We start from the raw sequence: 15,471 nt of genomic DNA on the forward strand, positions 1-15,471 counted from the left end.
AAAGGTTGCGGCCGGACCGGCCGATAACGCTAGCGTGATCCCGAAATCGATGCGCGTGTTCCTTGCCGCCGAGGCGGTGTTCACCCTCGGCTACTTCCTGTTGCCGCCGTCGCCGCCCAAGGCGGCCTGCTACACGGCGGCTGGCATGTCGTCTGTTGTCGCCGTGGTCGTCGGTGTCCGCATCTACCGGCCCCGCCAGCCGCTGGCCTGGCACCTGCTGGCGGCCGGTCTGTTCATGTTCAGCGCCGGGGACACGATCAACAACGGCTACGAGTGGGTGCTGCGGACCGAGGCGCCGTTCCCGTCGGTGGCCGACCCCGTCTACCTGGCCTTCTTCCCGCTGCTGGCGGCCGGTCTGCTGCTGCTGATCCGGGCCCGGACCCCGGGCCGCGACCGCACCAGCCTGATCGACGCGGTCATCATCGCCACCGGTGTCGGCCTGCTGACGTGGGTCTTCCTGATGGTCCCCTACGTCAGGGCGCCCGACCTGACCCTGCTGCAGCGGCTGGTCTCGATCGGCTACCCGCTTGAGGACGTCCTGCTGCTGGCGGTGGCGGTGCGCCTGTGGCGTGCCGGCACCCAGAGCACCACCGCCTTCCGGTTGCTCACCGCCGGCCTGGCGGCCCTGCTGATCGGGGACACCGTGTACGGGCTGAGCCAGCTCACGGTCGGCTGGGTCCCCGGCGGCGCCCTTGACCTCATCTGGATCGTCTTCTACGCCGGGCTGGGCGCAGCCGCCCTGCACCCGTCGATGCGGTCGCTGTCGGAGCCTACCCCGCCGGCGCCGCCGCGGCTGACCGGCAGCCGGCGTGCGCTGCTCACGGCCGCCACGCTCATGGCCCCGGCGATGCTGGTGATCCAGTCCGCCCGCCATCAGCCACTGGACGTCGGCGTCAACGCGGCCGGCTCGGTCGTGCTGTTCGTCCTGCTGACCGCGCGCATGACCGCGCTGGCGGGCCAGGCCGCCGACCAGGCAGCCCGCCAGCAGGAGCGCGAGCGGGCAGTGGGCAGGATCCTCACCGCCACCCAGCAGGAGCGCCAGCGGCTGGCTGCCGAGCTCCACGACGGGCCGGTGCAAGAGCTCACCGCCATGAGCTACGGGCTGGAGCGGGTCGGTCGACGGCTCCAGACCCAGAACCTCGACGTCGCGAGCGAGCTGCTCAGCCAGCAGCAGGAGGCGCTGGCCACCGTGACCCGCACCCTGCGCCACCTGCTGGCCGAGCTGCGCCCACCCGCCCTCGACCAGCACGGCCTGGCCGGCGCCCTCAAGCTCCACGGGGACAGCTTCGCGCGGCAGAGCAAGGTCAACGTCAACGTCGACGCCCACGTCGACGAGCGCCCGGCGCCGGAGGTGGAGACCATCGTGTACCGGGTGGTGCAGGAGGCCTTGACCAATGTGGCCAAGCACGCCCAAGCCAGCAACGTCTGGGTCCGCCTGGCCGCCAACCAGCACACCGTGGACCTCACGGTCCGTGACGACGGGATCGGCTTCGACCCCGCGACGGCGGCGCAGCTGCTCGAAGACGGCCACTACGGCCTGGCCGGCATGCGGGAACGGGTGGAGCTCGGCGCCGGGCGCTTGGAGCTCGACTCCCAGCCCGGGCAGGGGACCTGCATCCACGTCGCGCTGGCCCCGCAGTTCACCTCTTCCGTCCTGGAGCCCTGATCGCGGATGCACCATCACCCCAGGAGCCTCACGTGAGCTTGAGCTTGCTGGACCGACCCGACGACACCGCGCGCGCCAGCCGCGCTGACGGCCGTGAGGCTGGCCGCCTCGGCGGCGTCCCCGCCCCGGCCACGTCGGCTGGCTGGCCGGCTGACGTGGCGCCACTGGCGTCTCGAGTGCTGGTGGTCGACGACATCTCCAGCATCCGCCGTGAGATCCGGGCCCTGCTCGAGGACGCCGGGTTCACGGTGGTCGGGGAGGCCAGCCACGGGGCGGAAGGCGTGGTGCTGGCGCGGCGGCTCCGACCCGACGTCGTCGTGATGGACATCCGCATGCCCATCCTCGACGGGATCGCCGCTACCGCCATCATCACCCGGGACCTTCCCGACACTCGGGTCGTCGTGATCAGCGCCTTCGACGACCAGGACCTCAAGGACACGGCCAGGGCGGCCGGAGCGAGCCGCTTCCTTTCCAAGGATGCCCCCGCAGCGGCGATCGCCGCCGCCGTCCGGCAGGTCGCCAGCGGCGGCTGAGTCTCCGACGGCCCGCCGCCGATGAGGTCCGGGCACCGCCGCGGCTGAGTCTCCGACGGTCCTCTGCGGATGAGGTCCGGGCACCGCTGCGGATGCCGCTGCGACCGGCGCGGCTCCCGGGCGCCGCCGCCTGGTGACCCCTGACCGGGTCACCAGGCCTGACCGGGTCACCAGGCCGGGGCCTGGAGCGGGAACCGCTCGGCCAGCTCGTCGAGCACGCCGAGCAGGCTGGTCACCTGCTCGTCGGTGTTGGCCGCGGTGACCTGCAGGCGGAAGCCGACCTCGTGGCGGGGCACCCCCGGGTAGAACGCCAGCGTCGCATAGATCCCCCGCTCGAACAGGAGCGCGCCCGCCGCGTCGAGGTCGTCCGGGTCGGCCAACGGCACCTCGATGATCGGGAAGCCCGAGCGGTTGAGGGTCGTGGCTCCCAGCGCGTCCAGGTGGTCGAGGACCCTGCGGGTCCTGGCGTACAGCTCCGCGCGCAGGTCGTCCCCGCGCCGGGCGTTGACCTCGAGGCCGACCAGCGCGCTGGCCAGCGAGGCAACCGGGGACGGCCCGGAGTACAGGTACGGCGGAGCGGCGATCTTCAGCAGGTCCTTCAGCTCGGTCGGGCAGGCCACGAATGCCAGCAGCGACGAGTACGCCTTGGAGAACCCGCCGGTCAGCACGACGTTGTCGTAGCTCTCGCCCAGGTGGCGCACCACGCCGTTGCCGCGCCGCCCGTACGGGCACGGCTCGTCGCCGGCACGCTCGCCGACCACCCCGAACCCGTGGGCGTCGTCGACGTAGAGCAGGGCGTCGTAGGCGCGGGCCAGGTGGGCGAACCTGGCCAGCTCCGGGGGGTTGCCGGTCATCGAGTTGACGCCGTCCATGCAGATCAGCCGGGGCGGGGCGGGGTGCTGGCGCAGCAGCTGCTCGAGCGCGCCGGGGTCGTCGTGGGGGAAGCGGCGGATGGTCGCCCCGTGCGCGCGGGCGACCACGCAGCCGTCGTAGATCGTCTTGTGGGCCCGGGCGTCCAGGAAGATCGTGCCCGCGCTGGCCAGGACCGGGATGACCGAGGCGTGGATGTGGGTGAGCGTGGGCAGCAGCAGTGCGTCCTCGGTGCCGAGCAGGTCGCGGAGGCCGGCCTCGATCTGCTGGTACAGGATCGGGCTGCCCAGCATGCGCGACCAGCTCGGGTGGGTGCCCCACTGGTCGAGGTAGGCGGGGATGGCCTCGATCACCTCGCGGTCCAGGTCCAGCCCGAGGTAGTTGCAGGAGGCGAAGTCGGTGAGCCAGTGCTCGCCGACCCGGATGCGCCGCCCGTCGACCTCGGCGACGACGGCATCGAGCATGGGGTTGCGCGCCTTGAGGCGGGCCAGGTCGGCGCAGGCGGCCAGCCACCGGTCGAGCCAGAGGCCGGTGGTCCGGCCGTGGACGACCCTTCGGCCCCCAGGGGCGGAAGGGTCGACGGGCGGCGCATCCGGGTCGGCGGGCGGCGCATCCGGGTCGGCGGGTCGCGCGGCCTCGGGCTGCGGGAACGGAGCCGCTGCCATGAAACCTCCTGCCTGCTCGGCATGGCCGCCGTTGCCCACACGAATATCGCTAATCCTGACAGACGGTAGCAGATGCGCCAACTGTTCACGAACCGCGCTCGCCGCGACCAGCCCGGCCAGGTACATGGGCCCGAGCGCGCCTTCTCGGACCGGGCCCGTGCTCGGGCCGGTGTCGCCGTGCTCGGGCCGGTGTCACCGGGCTCGGCCGGTGCCGCGGGGCTCGGCCGGTGTCACCAGGGCTCGGGTCGGTGTCAGCGCGGCTCGGTCGCGCGGTCAGCCGACCTGGCCGGCGAGCCAGCGCGCGAACCGCCGCGCCTCCGCCCGGTCGAGCGGGATCGGGCAGTACTGGGTGGCGACGAAGACGGTGACGGCGAGGACCGTGTCGCTGATCCACCGCGCTTGCAGCTCACGCGGCACCCCGTCGGCGCCGACCTTGGTCAAGCTGAACGAGTCGGGCGTCTCCCTGACGAGCGGCTCCGCCATGGGTACCTCTCTTGGCGTGGGGCCCGCCGGCGAGCCGGCGGAGCGTCCTGTCCTGCCGCCAGTAGCGCAGCATGAGCCGGGCCGGGTCAAGGTGGCTGTGACGCTGTCGACTGGATGGTCGTGGCTTCCCTCCGTTGGGCGCCGCCCAGCCGTGATGGCCGCCGCGGCGGTCATCGGCGCGTCCGGCCGCCCGCTGCCGCTCGGGCGCACCATCCTGGTTCAGCTCGCCTCCTCGGTGGCCAACCGGCTCGCGCCCGGCGGCATCGGGGGGGTCGCCACCAACGTCCGCTACCTGGAACGGTCAGGCCTGCGGCGACCGGAGGCGATGGCGGCGGTGGCGCTGACCACTGCCGCCGGGTTCGTCGTCCACGCCCTGGCGCTCGCCTCCGCGGCCGCCCTCCTGAGCGATGCCGACATCCAGCCCATCCGCCTGCCGCGCCGGTGGGGCCTGCTCGTCGCCATCGTCGCTGTCACCACGCTCCTCGGGCTGGTCTTCTGGTCGCCGGTCGGCCGGCGCCTGCTGCCCCAGGCCCGGCAGGCGGCACGAAGCCTCCTCGCCGTGTTCCAGCGCCCCAGGCAGGCCACGTTGGTGTTCGCCGGCGCCGCCGGCGTCACCGCCGGCTACGTGCTCGCCCTGTCGTTTGCCCTGCGCGCCTTCGGGGCGCACCCGCCGCTGCTCTACGTCGCCGCCGCCTACCTGGCAGGCGCAGCGATCGGGGCGGCCAGCCCCACCCCGGGCGGGCTCGGCGCGGTCGAGGCCGCGCTCGTCGCCGCGCTGACCCGTCTCGACGTACCCGGCGGCGCGGCCATTGCCGGTGTCCTGTCGTTTCGCCTCGTCACCTACTGGCTCCCGATCGTCGCGGGCGTCGCGGCCTTCCACACGCTCCGCCGCAACGGGGCCCTCTGACCCCACATGCCGTGGTCCCCCACGCCATCCCGTTGCTAGTGCCATCGCCGGAGGAAGCGGCCGGGAGACGCTTTTCGCCCAGATCGGATCTGGGTGAAAGAGCGGCTTCGACGGCTCGGTTTGCTCTTGCCGTTATCGCCTTGTTATCGTCACGTGACCCGCTCCCCGACTCCAGCCGCCTCCCGGGTGCTGTGCCCCCACATGGCACCCGTCTACCGGTCCCCCTCCTGCATCCGGCTCCCTCCCCCAAAGGAGTTGCATGATGCGAACGCTCTGGCGCGTTCTGCTTCTGTCTGTCGTCGTGCTCGGCACGCTCCTGGCGATCCCGGCCCCCTCCCAGGCCGCGTCCAGCGGGTGGCTGCTCAAGTGTGGGCTGGCCCGGTCGCTGCCAGACGACCCGATCGTCCATCCCGGCATGCGCGGGATGAGCCACCTTCACGACTTCTTCGGCAACACCTCCATCGACGCGACGTCGACCTACCAGTCGATGCGCGCGGGCGGCACCACCTGCCCGGCGGGCGACACCGCCGGCTACTGGACGCCGGCCCTGCTCCGCAACGGCGTGAGGGTCAGCCCGGCCGGGCAGGGCGTCCGTGAGCAGGTCTACTTCCGGGCCAACAACCTCGCCGCCGGCACCCACATCGAGCCGTTCCCGCCCGACCTGCGCATGGTCGCGGGCAACTCGCGCGCCAAGAGCCCGAGCGAGAACCCCAAGCTCGGCCGCGAGATCTACTGGGGCTGCTCGGACAACTCCGGCAGCGGCAAGGCCGTCGCGCCACCGGCGTCCTGCCCGACCGGGATCGTCGCCCTGCACGTCGGGTTCCCCAACTGCTGGGACGGAGTGCTGACCCACGCGGACGACACGCCGCACCTGCGCTACCCGTCGGGCGGGAAGTGCCCGCCGGGCTTCGGGCGTGCGCTGCCGCGCCTCATCCTGCGCACCGAGTACCCCGTCGGCGCCTCCACCGGCATGACCATGCTCTCCTCCGGCCCGACCTTCACCATCCACGCGGACTTCTGGAACACCTGGGACCAGGCCAAGCTGCAGACCCTCGTCGACACCTGCCTGAACGCCGGCAAGAGCTGCGGCACCTTCACCGGAAGCGGCGGCACCACCTCGAGCCCGACGTCCTCGAGCCCGACCTCCAGCCTCGGCGCGAGCACGGCGCTCAGCCCGAGCACGACCACGCCGCACGGTTCCATGGTCGCCGCGGCGACGTCGAGCACAGGGAGCTCGGCGTCCTCCGGGCAGGTCCTCGGGGCGACGACCTCGACAGGCTCAGGCGGCCTGCTGTTCACGAGCTCAGGCGGCCTGCCGTTCACCGGCGTGCGGACGAGCGCCCTGCTGGTGCTCGCAGTCGGCCTTCTCGGCCTTGGCGCGGCCACCCTGGTCGGGGCGCGGCGACGAGCGAAGCACTGATCGGCGACGCCCGAGGACCCTGAACCGCACGTTGCTCCGCCTGGCACGACCGGTCAGCTGCCCACCGGTGTCGCCGGGGGTGCCGAGTCGGGCGCGCGGCCGGCGGCCACCTCGTCGACCGCCTGGCCGAACAGGCGTAGCGCGGTGTGGCACTGCTCCTCGGTCACGACCAGCGGGGGCGACATGCGCACCGCGCTCTCGCCCGCCTCGAGCACCAGCAGGCCGCGCCGGAACGCGGCCACAGCGACCTCCTCGGCGAGCCGGGCGTCGGGGAGCTCCACCCCGATCATCAGGCCCACGCCACGCACGTCCTCGACCAGCCAGGGCAGCCGGCGGCGGATCAGGTTGAGCCCGGCCAGCAGCAGCTCCCCCTGGGCGGTGGCGTTGTCGAGCAGCCGCTCCTCGCGCAGCACCTCCAGGGTCGCCAGCCCGGCAGCACACGGCACCGGGCTGCCGCCGTAGGTGGAGCCGTGCGCCCCCGCCGACCAGCGCTCCATCAGCTCGGCGCGGGCCATGAACGCGCCCAGCGGCAGACCGGAGGCGAGCCCTTTGGCCGAGACGACCATGTCCGGCTCGACCCCCGTGTGCTCGACCGCCCACATCCGCCCGGTGCGTCCCATGCCCGACTGCACCTCGTCGGCGACGAACAGGATGCCGTGCCGGTCGCAGACCTCCTTGAGCTTCTCGAGCCACCCGGGCGGGGGGACCACGTAGCCGCCCTCCCCCTGGATCGGCTCGACGAACACCGCGGCCACCTCCGACGGGTCCACCTCGTACTTGAACACCACCTGCTCCAGGTGGTCGACGGTGGCGTTGTCGCAGGCCGGCCAGGTCAGGTTGATCGGGCAGCGGTGGCAGTAGGCATAGGGCGCGTGGATGACCCCCGGCAGCAGCGGCCCGAACCCGGCGTGGTACTTGGCCTTGGACGCGGTCAGGCTCACCGACCCGTAGGTGCGCCCGTGGAAGGCGCCCAGGAACGAGATCGCGTAGGGCCGGCCGGTCGCCGCCCGGGCCAGCTTCAACGCGCCTTCGACCGCCTCGGTGCCGGAGTTGGTCAGGAAGGTGCGCACCGGCCCCGAGATCGGGGCGGTCGCCGCCAGCGCTTCGCACATCTCGGAGTAGATCGGCAGGTAGAAGTCGCTCGCCGAGTAGTGCAGCAGCTCCCCGGCCTGCCTGCGGACCGCCTCCACCACCCGGGGATGGGCGTGCCCGGTCGAGGTCACCGCGATGCCGGCGTTGAAGTCCAGGAACAGGTTGCCGTCGACGTCCTCGACCACCGCGCCCAGGCCCCGCCTGGGCGCCATCGGGTAGGCGCGGGGCAGCGACGGGCTGGTCACCCGGGCATCGCGCTCCAGTACCCGCCGCGCCTCCGGCCCGGGCAGCGCGGTGCGCACGTCGGGCACGGGCCGGGCCGGGTCCAGCCACGCGCCGTGGCGTGAAGCGCGCGAGGCCCCGCTGCCTGAAGCGCGCGAGCCCTCGCTGCCTGAAACGCGCGAGGCCTGGTCGGCAGGACGGGCGGCCGCTGCGGCCACGCCCCCGCCGTCGGGCCCGGACCCGCCCCCGCCGTCGGGCTTGGCCCCGGTCAGGGTCCGGGCCTCGCTCATGACGACACCACCGTCTGCGACTGCTCCCGAAGGAACTGCTGCACGTAGTACAGGCCGCCGCCCGCCTTGCCCGAACTGCCCGAGCCCTTCCAGCCCCCGAACGGCTGCACGCCCGGCCACGCGCCGGTGGTCGCCCCGGCCCGCCGGTTGACGTACACCACCCCGGCCTCGATCTCGTCCAGGAAGCGCCGCACCTCGGCGTCGTCGCTCGAGTAGAACCCGGCCGTCAGCCCGTACTCGGTGTCGTTGGCGAGGTCCAGCGCCTCGTCCAGGGAGTCGACCGGGCTGACGGCCACGAGCGGCACGAACAGCTCCTCCTTGAACAACCGGTGGTCGGCGGGCAGGTCGGTGACCACCGTCGGGGCGACGTAGTTGCCCTCGGGCAGCCCCCCACCCCGGAGCACCTCCCCGCCGGCCAGCACCCGGCCCTGCTCGCGGGCTTCCTTGACGGCCTGCTCGAACCGCTGCACCGCCTCGGCGTCGATGACCGGCCCCATGTACACGGCCCGGTCGACCGGGTCGCCCACGGCCACCTTCGCGGCCCGGTCGGCCAGCTTGTCGGTGAACTCGCCGGCCACCGCCCGCTCCACGTACACCCGCGAGCAGGCCGAGCACTTCTGCCCGGAGAACCCGAACGCCGACCGCATCACCCCGTCGGCGGCCAGGTCCAGGTCGGCCTTGGCCGACACGATGGCCGGGTTCTTGCCGCCCATCTCGCACACGGCCGGGCGCGGGTAGCCCTTGGAGAACTGCTTGTAGATCGTCATCCCGACCTCGTAGGAGCCGGTGAAGGTGATCCCGTCGACGCCCTCGTGGGCCACGACGGCCTTGCCCACGTCGTCGCCACCCGGCAGGCAGTGGAACGCGCCCGCCGGCAGCCCGGCGTCACGCAGGCACTCGTACAGCTTCATCCCGGTGAACGACCCCTGCGGCGACGGCTTGAGCACCACCGTGTTCCCCGCCACCAGCGCGCCACCGGCCGGGCCCGCGGCCAGCGCCATCGGGAAGTTGAACGGGCTGATCACCGCCCACACCCCGTAGGGCCGCAGCACGCTGCGGGTCTGCTCGCTGGCCGACAGCTGCCCCATATTCCGGTCGAACCCGTCGTTGGCCTCGAGCTGGTCGCAGTAGTAGCGGATCAGGTCGGCCGACTCCTCCACGTCCCCGAGCGCCTCCAGCCGGTTCTTGCCCACCTCCATCGACATCAGCGCCGCCAGCTCGTTGGAGCGCTCGCTGATCAGGTCGGCGGCCCGGCGCAGCAGCGCCACGCGCTCCTGCCACGGCGTCCGCGACCAGGCGGGGAACGCCGCCTTCGCCGCGGCCACCGCGTCGTCCACGTCGCGCCCGGTCGCCTCGTGGAAGGTGCCGAGCCGCAGCCCGGCGTCGTTCGGGCTGACCACGTCGAACGTGGGACCGTCGGTGCGCGCCTCCCCGTTCACGTACACCGGGAACGTCGCCCCCAGCCAGCCGCGCGCCGTCCGCACGCCCTCGTCGTAGGCGGCATGCAGGTCCTCGTTGTCGGCCGACAGGGTCGCGTAGGTGACGCGGAACTTGGACTTGGCCATGACGTGGCTCCCTTCGTTGGGTGGTGGTCGCCCGAGTGTACGTACGTCCCTGGAGCCTGGGCTTCCCCTTGAGCCGGGGCTTCCCCTTGAGCCCGGGGCTTCCCCGGGAGCCCGGGTTTCGGCGCACCTCTTCCGCGAACCACCCGGACAGCCAACCGGGAATCCCCTGCCCTCAGGCAGCGGAGGGTGGCAATATTCCTCCATGAGACGACAGCCAGGCGCGGTGCATGCCGGCGTGGTGCTGGCCGCGGGCACGGGAACCAGGGTCGGCAACAGCCGCAACAAGGCGTACCTGCCCTTGGCCGGTCGCCGCATCGTCGTCTGGTCGCTCGAGCTGTTGCAGAGGGTGTCCGGCATCGGCCGGCTGGTGCTGGTGGTGCGTGCCGACGACGTCGAGCTGGCCGCGGAGGTACTCGACCGGGAGTACGCCGGGATGCCGGTCGACGTGGTGCTCGGAGGCGCCACCCGCCACGACTCGGAGTTCCGGGCGCTGCTGCACCTCGCCGACACGATCCGCCGCGGGGAGGTCGACATCGTCCTCATCCATGACGCCGCTCGGCCTCTGACGCCCTTGCGCATGGCCCAGGACGTGCTCGCGGCCGCTCTGCGGACCGGCGCGGCCGTGCCCGGTCTCCCGGTCGAGGGGGTGCTGGACGTCGATGCGGCCGGGCTTCTGTCCGGTCCCCCGTACGACGACCTGGTCTCCATGCAGACGCCCCAGGCCTTCCGAGGTGCTCCCCTGCTGGCCGCGCACGAGGCGGCGGCACGCGACGGCTTCGTCGGGACCGACACTGCCGCATGCGTCGAGCGCTACAGCGATCTCGCCGTGTCGGTCGTGCCCGGGCACCCGCGCAACCTCAAAGTCACATACGCACACGACCTCTTCGTCGCCGAGCGGCTGCTCGCTGGGGAAAGGCCATGAGGTGAGGACATGGAGCACGTGCTCGTGTCGGGTCGAGAGGCTCACATTCATCACCTTCCAGACTTGCTGGCCGCCTCGGCTGCCTCGCCGGCGGCCGCGTCGGTCTCCACCCCCTCGATCACCAACCTGGTGCCCGGCCGCACCTTGGGCAGCGGCACCGCCTCCACGCACACGTCGCCGGGCAGGGGCGCGTCGTCGGCGCCGTTGGCCTTCAGGTCGATGTGGCCGAGGTTGACCAGGTTGTCGTTGGCCACGTGGCCGACCGCGGTCACCCGCAGGGCGTGGTCGTCGATGTGGATGACGTCGCCAGGGCGCACGCCGCCCGTCGTCTGCTCCGGCTGGTGCAGCACGGAGAAGAAATGCAGCTCCTCGGGAGCGCCCTCGGCGAACAGGATGAGGATGCCCTGCTCGACGAATTCGGGCACCTGCTCGCCGACCCTGGTGACCGTGGTCACGTAGCGGGTCGGCAGAGGGGTCATCAGACTTCCTTCACGTTGTCCAGCTTGACGCCGGAGACGAAGATGTCCTCCTTGATGAACTGGGCAAGGGGGCCGGCCGGCGAGGTGGCGTGCACGTCAACCGTTGGCACCTTCTTCATGGGGTAGACCCCGACCCGGGCGGTGCCTCCACAGTCGATGACCGCCACGGCGATCTTGTCGAAAGGAGCTGAGCTCTTGAAGCCGTCGAAGGGCTCACCGCCGGTCAGCTCGGCGATCCTCTGGGCCACCGGGTGGATCCCGCCGCCGGTCACCGAGTAGATCAGCGGCCGCTCCGCGGTCGGCTTGATGGTGAGCGGGCCACCCCACCCGCCCCGGCCAGCCTCGACCCTGACCGCCTTGTACTCCGCCATCGTGGGAACCTCCTTGTTTCTCAGGCGCCGTTTCTCAGACGCCTACCTGCCGGAATACAGGCCGAAGCTGGCGAGGTAGGCGATGATCACGGCTGCCGGCCCGGTCACGAGCCGGGAGAACAGTACCGCGGGCACGCCCACCTCAACCGTCTCCGGCTCGGCCTCCCCGAGGGCGAGCCCGACCGGGATGAAGTCGCAGCCGACCTGCGGGTGATCGCGAACAGGGCCGGCAGCGAGTACTGCAGCGGGATCTTGCCCTGGCCGATCTGCACGCCGAGCAGGGTGCCGACGATCTGGGCGATCACCGCGCCGGGCCCGAGCAGCGGGGACAGCACGGGCAGCGCGCAGACCAGGGAGATGACCAGCAGCCCGGGCAGGCTGGAGGCGAGCGGCGACAGCCGGTCGGCGATGAACTTGCCGATCCCCGTGGCGAGGATGAAGCCGATGATGAGCGAGATGAAGGCGATGAACGGCAGGACGTTGCGGATCACCACGTCGATCGTTTCCCGGCCCGCCTGGTAGAGCGCGCCGACGATCCCGCCGACGGCCGACAGCCCCCCAGAGCCGTCCCGGCTGCCCGCCCCTCGCCACGACCATCGGCAGCGAGCAGGAACGGCGCACCATGAGCCGCTGCTTGACCGTGTCCGCATGCACCAGGAATGGTTGTCGCAACGATCCGGCGGGCTGTCCGATGACGGCGCGGTGTCGGGAGGTCTGATGGCGGACGAGCTGCGCACCCCGTTGCCGACGCAGGACGAGCGCTACGCCGCGGGGCGGGCGTTGCGGGACCGGGTCAAGCGTGGTGCCCTGGGCCGCTGGCGGCCCGCGGAGCACCGGCCCGACCCGATCGACCTCATCGAGGAGCTGCATGCGGGCCGTCTGGAACGGTTGGTCCCCTTGCGGGTCGGGCGGATGGTGGCGTCGCCGTACGCGTTCCTGCGCGGCTCGGCCGCCCTGATGGCCGAGGACTTCGCGGGCCTGCCGTCCACGGGGGTGGAGCCGGTCATCTGTGGCGACGCCCATCTGGGCAACTTCGGGTTCTACGCCTCGCCAGAGCGGAACCTGGTGTTCGACCTCAACGACTTCGACGAGGCCCATCCCGGCCCGTGGGAATGGGACCTGTGGCGGCTGACCACCAGCGTGTGGGTGGCCGGCCGGCAGAACAGCCTGGCGGAGGGCACCTGCGAGGACGCGGCACTGTGGTGTGCTGCGGCGTACCGCCGGCAGATCCGCCGGCTGGCCGGCCAGCCGCTGCTGACCCGGTCGTTCGACCGGCTGGACATCGACCGGATGCAGCAGGAGATGGCCGACTGGTCGCTGCGGGGAGAGATCGAGCGGGCCGCGAACCTGGCCCGTGGCCGGACCAGCGACCGGGCGCTGCCCAAGCTGACCCGCGAGCGCGCCGGCGTGCGCCGCATCGTCGACCAGCCGCCCGTGGTCATGCACGTGTCGGAGCAGGAGACCGACCGGCTCGTCGACGGGCTGGAGGCCTACCTGGACACCTTGCGACCCCACTGGCGGCGGGTGCTCAGCTACTACGTGGTCGTCGACGTCGCCCACAAGGTGGTCGGGGTGGGCTCGGTGGGCCTGCGTGCCTTCGTCGCGCTGCTGCAGGGAAACGGCGCCCACGACATGCTCTTCCTCCAGCTCAAGCAGGCCAGGCGGTCGTGCGTGGCCCGCTTCGTGCACGGCGACACCGCCTGGCACGCCCATCAGGGGCAGCGGGTGGTGGAGTACCAGCAGACGCTGCAGACCGTCAGCGACCCGCTCCTCGGCTGGACCACAGTGGACAACCGCGACTACTACGTCCGCCAGTTCCGTGACATGAAGGGCGCGGTCACCGTGGAGGGCCTGGACGGGTCGGCGCTCCTGGACTACGCCCGGATCTGCGGCACGCTGCTGGCCAAGAGCCATGCCCGGTCGACCGGCGCCACGGTGCTGTCCGGCTACCTCGGCAAGGGCGACACCGTCGACCGGGCGTTCGCACGCTTCGCCCGCGCCTACGCCGACCAGACCGAAGCCGACCACCAGGCGCTCCTCCGGGCCACCAAGTCCGGACGGCTCCCCGCCGAGCACGGTCTCTAGTGGTCCGTCTCCGAGGTGCTTGGACGCCTCCAGGCGGTCACCCGGACTACCTGGCCGGCGCTCTGGTCAGGGGGCGGCGTGCTCGGCGGTCTGCACCGCCGCCGCGGCCGGGCCGTGCACCAGCCGGCCGGCGACCAGAGTGAGCACGGCGTCGGTGCAGGTCTGCTTGCGCGGGTCGCCGGCGAGCACGTCGCCCGGGAAGGCGGTGAGGTCGGCGCGCTGCCCGGGCTGGATCCGCCCGGTGAGCCGCTCCTGGCGGGCCAGCACGCGCCCGCCCAAGGTGAACAGCTCGAGCGCGACGGGCAGCCCGAGGCGCTGGTGGGCGCGGTGGTGGTGGACGCAGGCGGCCACCCCGTGCCACGGGTCGAGCGGGGTCACGCACGAGTCGGATCCCCCGCCGGTGGGCACCCCCCGCCGCCACAGCTCGGCCAGCGGGTTCATGCTCTTGGCCCGCCGTGGCCCGAGCCGGCGCACATACATCCCCTCCGGCCCGCCCCAGGCCGCGTCGAACGCCGGCTGCACGCTCGCGGCCAGACCCAGCTCGGCCATGCGGTCGGCACCGTCGGCCCCGAGCAGCTCGGCGTGCTCGATCCGGTGCCGGCAGGCCGCGAACGGGCCCCGCCCGACCGCCTTGGCCGCCCGCCGGGCGCAGCGCAACGCCTGCCCGATGGCCACGTCCCCGATCGCGTGCACCCCGACCTGGACCCCGGCCAGCGTCGCCCGCACGTAGAGGTCGGCCAGGTCGGCATCGTCGACGTAGAGCGTGCCGGTGGTCTCCGGGGCGTCCTCGTAGGGCGACGACAGCGCCGCGGTGTGCGACCCGAGCGAACCGTCCAGGAACAGGTCCCCGCCCACCTGGCCCAGCTTGCGCTCGGCCACGTAGTCGAGGTCGAGGTCGCCCCAGTAGGGCACCACCTCCACCGGCAGCGACTCCAGCCGGTTCAGCAGCAGCTCGAAGTCGCGCCGGCCGGTCACGTCGGGCCCGCCCATCTCGTGCACCGAGGTGACCCCGTGCCTGGCCGCGAGCCTCAGCGCCCGGTCCTGGGCGGCCACCACCGCCTGCGCCGGCAACGCCCCGAGCGCGTGACGGCGGGCCAGATGGTTGGCGTGATGGCGCACCACCCCGGTCAGCCTGCCGTCGGGGTCCCGCTCGCAGCCGACCGCCTCCACGGCGTCGGACTCGGCCAGCAGGTCGAGGGTGGCCAGGCCCTGGTGGCCGTCCACCCGCGACAGGTACACCGGTCGGCCCGCGGCCGCCTCGGCCAGCGCGTCGGGGCTCGGCAGGCCTTCGGGCCGGAACGTGGTCTCGTCGAAGCCGTCGCCCCACACCACCCCGGACGACGACGCCGCCGCGGCCACCCGCACCCGGCCAAGCAGCTCGGCCGCTGACCCTGCCCCGCGCAGGTCGGCGCCACCGACCGCGAGGCCGGTCGGGGTCAGGTGGACGTGGGCGTCCACGAACCCGGGCAGCAGCGTGACGTCGCCGAGGTCGACGACCCGGTCAGCGCGCAGGCCGGCCACCTCGGCGGCCGGGACCACGTCGGCGATCTGCCCGTCCACCACCCCCACGGCGAGGTCGTGGCGGCGGCCCAGCGCATCGGTCGTTCCCGTCGTACCCCAGACGGTGCGGGCGACGAGCGCGAGCCCGGGCAGAGAGCACCTCCTCGAGGCGAGGCCGCCCGCCAGTGTCCGGCACGACGGGCAGCGGGCATGTCGGGCGAACGAGCCGACCGGTACTGGCGCAGTCTACGGAACCGGCGAGGCGGGTACCACCGCCTGTCGGGAACCGGGCGGTTGGGAGCCGGGGTCGGGAGCCTGGCGGTCGGGAGCCTGGCGGTCGGGAGCCGGGGTTCGGACCGGGGGTTCGGACCCGGGCAGTCGGGAGCCGGGGGGTTCGGAGC

General features: G+C 72.7%; 13 protein-coding genes and 1 pseudogene. 6 read left to right on the forward strand and 8 right to left on the reverse strand.

The window, feature by feature from the left end; translation table 11 throughout:
- On the forward strand, positions 1–1,666 hold a 1,666-nt coding region (locus VG276_23690), incomplete at its 5' end, for a sensor histidine kinase (GenBank protein ID HEV8652308.1).
- Positions 1,667–1,698: 32 nt separating this feature from the next.
- The gene (locus VG276_23695) at positions 1,699–2,199 is read left to right on the forward strand and encodes a response regulator transcription factor (GenBank protein ID HEV8652309.1); all 501 of its coding nucleotides are present in this window, start codon (positions 1,699–1,701) and stop codon (positions 2,197–2,199) included.
- Positions 2,200–2,366: 167 nt separating this feature from the next.
- On the opposite strand, the gene VG276_23700 is transcribed toward VG276_23695, so the two are convergent.
- Entirely contained in the window at positions 2,367–3,734 is a 1,368-nt protein-coding gene (locus VG276_23700; protein HEV8652310.1) for a pyridoxal phosphate-dependent aminotransferase family protein, read from the reverse strand.
- Positions 3,735–4,007: 273 nt separating this feature from the next.
- On the reverse strand, positions 4,008–4,217 hold the full coding sequence (locus VG276_23705; protein HEV8652311.1) for a hypothetical protein: 210 nt from the start codon (positions 4,215–4,217) through the stop codon (positions 4,008–4,010).
- Positions 4,218–4,371: 154 nt separating this feature from the next.
- Here VG276_23705 and VG276_23710 point away from each other — a divergent pair, with 154 nt between their 5' ends.
- Together VG276_23710 and VG276_23715 are read left to right on the forward strand one after the other, a co-directional pair.
- The gene (locus VG276_23710; protein ID HEV8652312.1) at positions 4,372–5,124 is read left to right on the forward strand and encodes a lysylphosphatidylglycerol synthase transmembrane domain-containing protein; all 753 of its coding nucleotides are present in this window, start codon (positions 4,372–4,374) and stop codon (positions 5,122–5,124) included.
- 259 nt (positions 5,125–5,383) lie between these two features.
- Entirely contained in the window at positions 5,384–6,544 is a 1,161-nt protein-coding gene (locus VG276_23715) for a DUF1996 domain-containing protein (GenBank protein HEV8652313.1), read from the forward strand.
- A 53-nt stretch (positions 6,545–6,597) separates the two neighbouring features.
- Here VG276_23715 and VG276_23720 read toward each other — a convergent pair whose 3' ends face one another.
- Both VG276_23720 and VG276_23725 read right to left on the reverse strand, forming a co-directional pair.
- Positions 6,598–8,148 (reverse strand): acetyl ornithine aminotransferase family protein, encoded by a 1,551-nt coding sequence (locus VG276_23720; protein HEV8652314.1) that lies wholly within the window; start codon positions 8,146–8,148, stop codon positions 6,598–6,600.
- Positions 8,145–9,713: an aldehyde dehydrogenase family protein gene (locus VG276_23725; protein HEV8652315.1), complete on the reverse strand. Its 1,569-nt coding sequence runs from the start codon at positions 9,711–9,713 to the stop codon at positions 8,145–8,147. The genes VG276_23720 and VG276_23725 overlap by 4 nt, the downstream gene beginning before the upstream one ends.
- 202 nt (positions 9,714–9,915) lie before the next feature.
- Here VG276_23725 and VG276_23730 point away from each other — a divergent pair, with 202 nt between their 5' ends.
- Complete coding sequence (locus VG276_23730) at positions 9,916–10,635, forward strand: IspD/TarI family cytidylyltransferase (protein HEV8652316.1); 720 nt, start codon at positions 9,916–9,918, stop codon at positions 10,633–10,635.
- Positions 10,636–10,685: 50 nt separating this feature from the next.
- Here VG276_23730 and VG276_23735 read toward each other — a convergent pair whose 3' ends face one another.
- From VG276_23735 to VG276_23745, 3 genes and pseudogenes are all read right to left on the reverse strand, one after another.
- Positions 10,686–11,114 (reverse strand): PTS glucitol/sorbitol transporter subunit IIA, encoded by a 429-nt coding sequence (locus VG276_23735; GenBank protein ID HEV8652317.1) that lies wholly within the window; start codon positions 11,112–11,114, stop codon positions 10,686–10,688.
- Positions 11,114–11,485 carry a PTS sorbitol transporter gene (locus tag VG276_23740; protein ID HEV8652318.1) on the reverse strand — a complete coding sequence of 124 codons (372 nt, stop codon included), beginning with the start codon at positions 11,483–11,485 and terminating at the stop codon, positions 11,114–11,116. Before VG276_23740 ends, VG276_23735 begins: the two co-directional genes overlap by 1 nt.
- 42 nt (positions 11,486–11,527) lie before the next feature.
- A pseudogene (locus tag VG276_23745) lies at positions 11,528–12,030 on the reverse strand (PTS sorbitol transporter subunit IIB).
- A gap of 172 nt (positions 12,031–12,202) precedes the next feature.
- Between VG276_23745 and VG276_23750 the strand changes: the two are divergent.
- The gene (locus VG276_23750; protein HEV8652319.1) at positions 12,203–13,570 is read left to right on the forward strand and encodes a DUF2252 domain-containing protein; all 1,368 of its coding nucleotides are present in this window, start codon (positions 12,203–12,205) and stop codon (positions 13,568–13,570) included.
- A 66-nt stretch (positions 13,571–13,636) separates the two neighbouring features.
- Here the strand turns inward: VG276_23750 and VG276_23755 are convergent, their stop codons facing one another.
- Entirely contained in the window at positions 13,637–15,139 is a 1,503-nt protein-coding gene (locus VG276_23755) for an amidohydrolase (protein HEV8652320.1), read from the reverse strand.
- Between the last annotated feature and the right edge of the window lie 332 nt (positions 15,140–15,471).

The organism is Actinomycetes bacterium (genome assembly GCA_036000965.1).
In the GTDB taxonomy this organism is placed as follows: Bacteria; Actinomycetota; CALGFH01; order CALGFH01; family CALGFH01; genus DASYUT01.